Consider the following 8,336-nt stretch of genomic DNA (forward strand, 5'->3'; position numbering starts at 1 on the left):
AGGAGGGGGCGCATCTCCGCTGTGGAGACGGTCGGGAAGAAAGCCACTCCGTGATGTCCATATAACTCCTCCTAACGATGACCGTTAGTGTGCGATTGCGCATGGATGTCGATAGGTGTCAAGGATACGCATGAAATTACGAGTTCTTGTCTCAATCCTTCTGCTCATCTTACCGTTCGGTTGGTCTTTCAGCTCAAGTGAAGCTATCACGCTCACTCACCCTCATACGTCAACTGCACTACTCCCCAATAATGACCTATGCACCTACCGAGTAGCAGTAACTCGATTCTACTGCGATACAGCTCGTGATGGTGGTGATGCTGAATTTACACTGATGTTCGGTGTTTCCGGCGATATTCCGTTGCTAGGTGATCTCGATAGGAATGGTCGCCACGAGCCATGCGTCTATCGGCCTTCGGTGAATCACTTCTGCTGCGACACTGCACGCAATGGCGGCGATGCCGAACTGGTCATCGCATTTGGGATCGCCAATGACATTCCACTCCTTGGTAATGTTGGACGACTGTTTGGCGTCTCTATTCCAGTTGTCACTCGTTAAACGCGGCAACCTAAGATAATTCTGTCACGATTTGTAAACATGCGGGTGGGTTGCAAACCCACCCTACCACACAATATTACGTATCATCGGCGCGAAAACTGCATCCTTTTGGCAGCAAGCCGAGATCGTAACCGCGAGCTATCGCGTGTGCTCTATTGCGTGCATCGAGCTTTTCATAGATGGTCTGGACATCACGCTTGATAACCCCAATCCCCCATGCCAGGGCACCGGCAATCTCTTGATCGGTCAATCCCTTTGCCATCATTTCCAATATCTGCTGTTCGCGTTTGGTAAGGCTTTCGTATTCCTTGCGTATACGCGGAGCACGGACTGCATCGACAGCTTTGCGTAGAAGCTGATGAAGTTGTTCAAAGTCGTTAAGCAACTCCTTTGGCACCGCAAGATCGGCACCACGTTGACGGGCCAGTTCTGCCAATTCGGTGTAGGCTGTCATCGCCAGAATTGCCACCTCAGGAGCCTGACGCTTAATACGTTCAATTGCTATCAAACCTGCTTCATGGTGTTGACGAGCACTTAACCCACTGGTACGGGCATCTTTCCAGCTTACGTCAATCATCACGACGTCAGGGCGATGGGAGAGCGCCATCGTCACAGCTTCAGCGGCGGTAAATGCCTCTCCGACCAGTTCGACATCGGGTAGTTCGCTTAGCATCTCTTTCAGCCCTTTGACAAACGGAAGGATGTCGTCGGCAATTATCACTCGTAATGTTTCAGCCATAAATACTCCTACACTATGCTACCTTGTACTTCAACAACAACACCTCCGCCAACACGATTCTTGATAGTGGCGCTGGCGCCGATTCGCCTGGCCCACTCTTTAATGCTGTGAATACCATATCCATTCTCGAGATGGTCAAGATTCTTATCGGTGGGAAGACCTTTTCCATTATCAGCAATACAAAGCACAAATTTCGCTTGTTCAATGTTAAGGCTAATATCAATGCGCTCATCGGGCGAATTGGTAAATCCAGCATGTTTGGCAATATTCGCGAGTGATTCCCGACAAATACGAAAGAGAATCGCCAACACCTCCGGCGGCATATTGACGTGATCTGGCAGATTCTTATGAATTTGCACCTGGTCGCCAATCCGTTCTCGCACAAGTTCAATATATTCTTCTAATGCCTCAGCAAATGGTTGCTCAAGGTCTATTCTGCCGCGTAAGTCATCTTGAACACGGTGCAGTTCTTGATAGATATATTTTGTCGCTCGGTTGATTGATTGTAGTTTTTCTTTCAGTTGATCAACGATATTACCATATTCTGATTGACGAACAAGTTTATTGATGCGAAAGATAACTGTTCCCTGCAAGAGGTTTGCTAAGTCATGGACATCAATACCTAACTGCTCACGAATGCTGCGGCGCAGGTTGATGACGCTGAGACTGTGAACAAGCTGATAACAAAAGAGCGTAAGGAGTTCTTCAGCGGTCGCTGGGAACCCATTTTCATCCCAATGATTCTCTAACAAGACTATTCCACGTGTATGGTGCTGCTGGTCGCTCATGAAAGCGGCCAGGAGTGAGCGACTACGACCACTTAACAGATGATAAAAATCATCATCAGATAGTCCATAATTTTCGTAATACTGGCTGAGTTCTTCGCCACTCAACCGCATAATTTCGCTTTTAGCAAAAATACGTTTGGCAAGTTCAACGTAATTATCAGAAAACTCCTGACGTAACGATGAGCTTATGAAGTCAAATTTTTCTACTCCCTGCGCTCCCTGCGCGTGTGTAATAAAGATCGCACAATGTTCGCAGAAAAAAAAGCTGAATACCTAGTTGAGCATATGAATCAATAAGTTCCTGCTCATCGTTAATCCCGATAATATCGGTGCTACTCTTGAGCAAACGGCGTAAACTTTCTTGCTGGCGCTCTTGGGCTTCAACAAGACGAGCATTATCAATTGCAGACGCAGCCGCACTTGCCAGCAGCGTACCAATAATGCCGTCACCAAACCGATAGAAGTTGACAACATGGCTGTCGAGAGCAATCATCCCAATAATTTTCTGTCGATAGAACATAGGGATATACAAAATACTCCGAATCTCTTTACTTTGATAGCGTTCGGCTTCCGTCTCGAAGTGTGGGTAATCCTGGCGAACATCAGCAACAATCAACAGCATTCCGTCTCGCATAACGTAAAAGTTCGGTAGACGCTGATCATGAATGTCAAATGAAATGAATTCAAGCGCATCTGGATCGACAAAGCCATCATGCGCTACAATCTTCAAATAATTGCCGTAACGAAGCTGGATCGATGCGCTATCGTAACCAATCAACTCACGCAGTGCGGCTAAGACATTCTTGTACACACTTTCAACACCGCGACTAATATCTTCATTAATTCGCTGAATATGGTCACGAAGCTGCTCATTCTGCATTCTGCGCCAAAACATTTCGGCTGCCAATGCTGCGTGCATGGCCAGAGCGGTAAACCGACGTTGCTCTTCATCGCTGAAGGTGTGCGGGGCCGGGTAATCGAGCGAAAGCGTGCCGACGACACCTAATTGGCCGATTAATGGGGCGACCATCATAGCGCCAATGGTGACTTTACCGGCAACAAAGTCAGCATCCTGACTGGTGTCTGGAACAACCTGGATTCGTTCTTCCCGCAGCGCACGACCAGCAATACCTTCCAATGCAATCGGCTCGGAACCATAGTCAAAACCCCGCCGGTGCCGAGCACAGACATATTCCAGTGTTCGATTTGAGCGGTTTAGACGCCGAATTTCACATTTACTTGCCTCGGGAAAAGCTGCCATCGCCTCTTCAGTAATCGTCTCAAAAACATTCCGCTCTGCAGTACTAGCGGCATAGATACGGTAGAAACGCTGCGTTTCGGCCAGTTGCTGCTCTTTCTCACGTGTCAACTGGCGATATTCGATAGCGCGAGCCAGCCGTTCGGCGATCATGCGCAGATCAATTTCGTGCACGCTATGGAAGCCGTGCGGGTCAAGGTGATGCGAGTTGGGATCAAGCAGACGATTGACCAGACGGATCACACCAATGACGTGACGACGCCCGTTGATAGGTACAGCCAGCAGATGGCGTACTTTTCCGCTAGGTAATGCCTGACGATACCTGGCAACGTTGGTTTGGAGCACCTCTGGCTTCTCGTCAAGATTGTTGACACGAACGGGACGGCCAAAGCGTAAATAGGAGGTGGTGATGAGCGTGAGTCCGGTGACCCCCTGACCCGGTTCATAGCTCTCGGCAAAGGGAAGTTCAGGGCCACTATCAAGCACCCGTTCGAGCTTGCCCTCTTTGAACCAGAAGATAGCCGCCGTTTCGGCACAAAATTGCTCGCGGATTGACTGCAATAGTTGTTTGAGGGCATTGTTGAAATGCACTTCGTCGTTGTCAACAATGGTATCAAGGAGCCGGACTCTAGCTTGACTTCTAGTACGCGATAGTGTATAACGGTGCTCATGGAAAACACCATGCGCACAGGGAAAGCCGCAAAACTCCTTGGTGTCTCGGTCAAGACGTTGCAGCGTTGGGAACGCGAAGGAAGGCTGATTCCGGTGGCCCGAACGGACAGCAACCGCCGTCTCTCCCCTGAGACGCAAATCCGTGAGTTCATCGGTTTGCGGCAGGCGAACCATGCGCCAACCACGCTGGTCGCCTCCTGTCGGGTATCGCGTGCAGCACAGAAGCCGGACCTGGCGAATCAGCGCAACGTGCCGGAAGAGGTCGTGGTGGCGACGGGATTGGCGGGGGTCGAGTGTATCGAGGAAGTGGGCGGCGGGTTGAACGTCACGCGCAAGCGGTTTCTGGCCCGTATGGACGCGATCGGGCGACGGGACGTCACGATGCTGATCCTCGCGCACCGGGACCGCCTCACCCGTTTCGGCGTTGCGTGGTTCGAACATGACGCCAAAACCCATGGCTGCGAAGTGCTGGTGCTCACCCAGGAACGGCTGTCTCCCAAACAGGAAATGGTGCAAGACGTGATGACCATCGTGCACGGTTGTTCGTCTCGGCGATACGGTGTGAGGAACGATCGAAAGCAGGTGGATGCAGCGCTGAAACAGGATGCACATGGCGTCAAACAGGCCCAACAATGCAACGAACCCACAAGATCGCTCTTTGCCCGACTCCTGAGCAGGTGGACTACTTCAAGCGCGCCTGCGGCACGGCGCGGCGCGTCTGGAACTGGGCGCTCAATGAATGGAACAAACAATACGCAGCAGGCGGCAAGCCGAACGCAATGGCGCTCAAAAAGCAGTTCAACGCCATCACATACACCGACCCACAGTGGCTCGACGAGAAGGGACGGCCGTGGTTGCGAGACATTCACCGGGACGCACACGCCCAGCCGTTTGCCCATCTCGCCAAAGCCTGGGAAAGATTCTTCACCGACCTCAAGGCTGGCAAAGAGGCGCACGCACCGCGCTTCAAGAAAAAGGGGCGCTGCCGCGACAGCTTTTACGTAGCGAACGACAAGTTCCGTCTGGACGGCAAGACGATCCGTCTGCCCAAGATCGGCGAAGTCGCCATGACCGAGGAACTGCGATTCAAAGGAAAGATACTGGGCGCGACGGTCTCGCGTACGGCGGATCGTTGGTTTGTGGCAATACAGGTCGAAGTACCTGATGCGCAATGCTATCGGCGTCGCACCTCCCATGAGGTCAATGGCATCGACTTGGGCGTTAAGGCTGCCGCAACGATCTCCAACGGCGAAGTCATCGAAGCGCCAAAGCCGCTCAAAGCGGCGCTGCGTCGCCTCAAGATTCGCAGTCGGCGTCTCAGCCGCAAGCTGGAAGCCGCCAAAGAGATGGCGGGGTTTGGACGCCATGCCTGCCTGCCCAAAGGAACGCGCCTGCCGGTCTCGAACAACCGGCAGAAGTCCGCTGCGACATTGGCAAGGCTCTACGCCCGCCTTGCCAATCTCCGAGCGGACGTTACTCATAAGCTCACGACTCGACTCTGCCGCGAAAACCAAGCGTTAGTGATCGAGGATGTAAACGTCAAAGGGATGCTCGCGAACGAGAGACTCGCCCGCGCCATCTCTGACGTGGGCTTTGGGATGTTGCGCTCGCAGGTGGAATACAAGGCGAAACGCTACGGTACTCATCTCATCATCGCCGATCGTTGGTATCCAAGTAGCCGACTCTGTTCCAAGTGTGGCTGGAAGAACGAGGCGCTGACGTTGAGCGATCGAGAATGGGTGTGTGCGCAATGTGGCGCGCACCATGACCGTGACCTCAACGCAGCGCTGAACCTGAAACGGCTGGCAACCGTAACTGCCCTACCCGTGGCGAGTCCGACCAGTAATGGCGGCGCTACGGCGGGGATGGCCCCCGCCGTAGTCGGGAAAGTCACGCCTGTCAGATACGACGGTGGTCAACAAGACACGTCGGGGCAGGAAGAGAAGTGTGCGCACTTTTGCGCACTTTCTTGATAGCAGGTGTTCATACAGTTCGAGCTGAATAGTACGCGGTGGGTCGAGGAACAGCAGAATATGGTTATCTTCAGCGAGAGGGTGTACCGTTACCTCGAACTCGTGCTTGCGCCCACTCGGTGCAAGCATCGTGTGGCGAAAGGTGTTCCGAACGGCATGTTCGGGAATCATGCAGGCAGTGCAATTTTCACCAATGCAGCCAAGGTATTGGTAACACTTTATACCAGGCGTTAATCTGCCAAAATATCGTTGCAGGCCAGCATTAACAAACTGGACTCGTCGTTCGTGGTCGATAATGCAGATTCCTGAGCGATAGTGATCAAGAATCCGGGCGACCTCTGAGCGTTGATCGGCAAAAGCGCCAGGGTTTACACTGGTTCGGCGGGCAACAAAAAGAATACTCAACCCTAGGAGATTGATGGTTAGCGGAATAAATAGCCCCCATTCAGAATGTTTGTATACGAGCCAACCGGTGAACGTTGAAATTAATATTGTCAAGATGATAGAAATAGTTCGATATGGATTGTGTAAAAAGCGAATCGCGCTTAGCATTGGGATCAGATAGAATGTCCATAAGACCCCATCTGCCGAGCCAAAATGAACAATAGCCAGACTAAGTAATACAATTTCAATCAAATTTTGATACAACTTGATCCGCTGATTTTGCCAGAGTTGTGGTCGCCAGCTTCCACCAATTGCGGTTGCAATTTGAAAGACGTACATGAATCCTACGATCAGGAAACCATTGAAATATGGTTCAATATTTCCTCTAGACCGAAACACTACCCACACCGTAAGACAGATCAGACTACCGAAGCGCAATAACCATACCCAGGCCAGTGCACCGCGTTCCTGACCGATCCAAGCCCGCAGCTTGCGAAGCGCAAAGTGGGGATTGCTGGGGAACAGGGCAATAATGCTTAAGAGTTCGCGCATAAGCGATGCACCTTTCGCGGAGAGCCGTGTATAGATGTATTGTTATTGTAGGTTCGATTGTACGCAAAGCCAAGAGATGAAGGAATCGTTTAGCATACCCGGAAATGATTCGTTTGGTACGATGATGGAGTATCCGATTGGCTTGACTGTAAACAGGAGCATGAACATGGATTTTAGCACACAGTTACAACAATTTCGCGAGCGGGTCGGTAACCGGCAGGCAGTTGCGTTGATCCTCGCCGGTAGTCGTCAGGAAGACACGGCTGCCCTTCTGATCGGCGCACTCCAACCGAAGCGAGTCGCGTTTTTACTTACTCCGGAAACCCATGATTTTTTAGAAAAGGTGGCTGCAAAGCTAGATCGGGAACCTGATCCAACGTGGATCAAGCGAATAGCCCATTATACTGATGTCAACCAGGTATACCGCGAATTACGCGCTGTGATCGAAGAGTGGTGTGATCTCGACCGTGACCAGATTCTGGTCGACCTCACTGCCGGTACCAAACCGATGACGGTAGGACTAGCAAAGGCGGCTTACGTCCTTGGTCTTGGAACCATCTACATCGAAAGTGATTATGAACAAAATCAGGTTGTGCCCGGCTCGCAACGGCTGATCGATCCATCCGATCCGTATGAAGTCTTCGGTGATCTGGAGGCTGCCCAAGCTAGACGCTTGTTTAACGCTCACGATTATGTAAACTCTGAGCGGATTTATCGCGATCTGGCCCAACGGGTAAAAGAAAATAAAGGTTATGAGCAACTAGCCCTGTTAGCGCGGGCTTACGCACAATGGGATACTTTCGGTCTTGCGGCTGCTGCCGAGACAATGGCTCAACTCCTGGCTCAGTCATTGATCACCGAACTGCGGGTACAGCAACGTCTGCTAGAAGCCCAACGTGACGCGATCAGTCGTCTGCTCAGGACGACGCAGGCAATGCGCTATTCTAATACGGACTTGTCTACTTTGGCTGATGCTGATGCGATCTTACCGCTCCTCGGCTCACTTCACGCCAATGCACTGCGTCGTGAAGCACAACGACGATATGACACGGCAGCACTGTTACACTACCGTAGTCTGGAATTGATGAGCCAGCATCGCCTGGCAACGCATGGTGTGTTGGCTGAACATCCTGATCTTGATCGGCTCAAACAGCGGCAACCACAGCTTGAGAATGAATACCGCGCTGTTGAGCGATCATTGGGTTTTCGTGAACGAGGTCTGCAACCGAATCGTGATGGTCGATACAACCCTATCACTTTACTCGACGGGTATATGTTGATAAAAGCGCTTCAAGATCCACTCGTCCAGTCGGTCAATCTAGCCGATATTCAAAACCGCGTGAGTGTGCGCAATAAGAGCATTCTGGCCCACGGCTTTCGTCAGATTACCGAAACAGAGTATCGTGATTTC

The 8,336-nt window shown here is 51.5% G+C and carries 6 protein-coding genes and 1 pseudogene; 4 read left to right on the forward strand and 3 right to left on the reverse strand.

From position 1 onward, the window contains the following. Positions 1-130: 130 nt before the first annotated feature. Positions 131-559 carry a hypothetical protein gene (locus tag JE47_RS0118450; RefSeq protein WP_051871205.1) on the forward strand — a complete coding sequence of 143 codons (429 nt, stop codon included), beginning with the start codon at positions 131-133 and terminating at the stop codon, positions 557-559. A 76-nt stretch (positions 560-635) separates the two neighbouring features. Here JE47_RS0118450 and JE47_RS0118455 read toward each other — a convergent pair whose 3' ends face one another. From JE47_RS0118455 to JE47_RS22340, 3 genes are all read right to left on the reverse strand, one after another. Beyond that, on the reverse strand, positions 636-1,298 hold the full coding sequence (locus JE47_RS0118455; protein WP_031461165.1) for a response regulator transcription factor: 663 nt from the start codon (positions 1,296-1,298) through the stop codon (positions 636-638). A gap of 8 nt (positions 1,299-1,306) precedes the next feature. Next, on the reverse strand, positions 1,307-2,197 hold the full coding sequence (locus JE47_RS22335) for a sensor histidine kinase (protein WP_051871206.1): 891 nt from the start codon (positions 2,195-2,197) through the stop codon (positions 1,307-1,309). A gap of 82 nt (positions 2,198-2,279) precedes the next feature. Beyond that, positions 2,280-3,935, reverse strand: coding sequence for a GAF domain-containing protein (locus JE47_RS22340; RefSeq protein WP_442856927.1), 1,656 nt, complete (start codon positions 3,933-3,935; stop codon positions 2,280-2,282). 78 nt (positions 3,936-4,013) lie between these two features. Between JE47_RS22340 and JE47_RS22605 the strand changes: the two are divergent. The 3 genes and pseudogenes from JE47_RS22605 to JE47_RS0118475 all read left to right on the forward strand — a co-directional run. After that, a pseudogene (locus JE47_RS22605) lies at positions 4,014-4,655 on the forward strand (IS607 family transposase); the annotation flags it as partial. Continuing rightward, entirely contained in the window at positions 4,649-5,989 is a 1,341-nt protein-coding gene (locus JE47_RS0118465) for an RNA-guided endonuclease InsQ/TnpB family protein (RefSeq protein ID WP_031461166.1), read from the forward strand. The pseudogene JE47_RS22605 and the gene JE47_RS0118465, both read left to right, overlap by 7 nt. Before the next feature lie 1,102 nt (positions 5,990-7,091). After that, on the forward strand, positions 7,092-8,336 hold a 1,245-nt coding region (locus tag JE47_RS0118475; RefSeq protein WP_031461167.1), incomplete at its 3' end, for a TIGR02710 family CRISPR-associated CARF protein.

This window comes from Chloroflexus sp. MS-G (assembly GCF_000735195.1).
In the GTDB taxonomy this organism is placed as follows: domain Bacteria; phylum Chloroflexota; class Chloroflexia; order Chloroflexales; family Chloroflexaceae; genus Chloroflexus.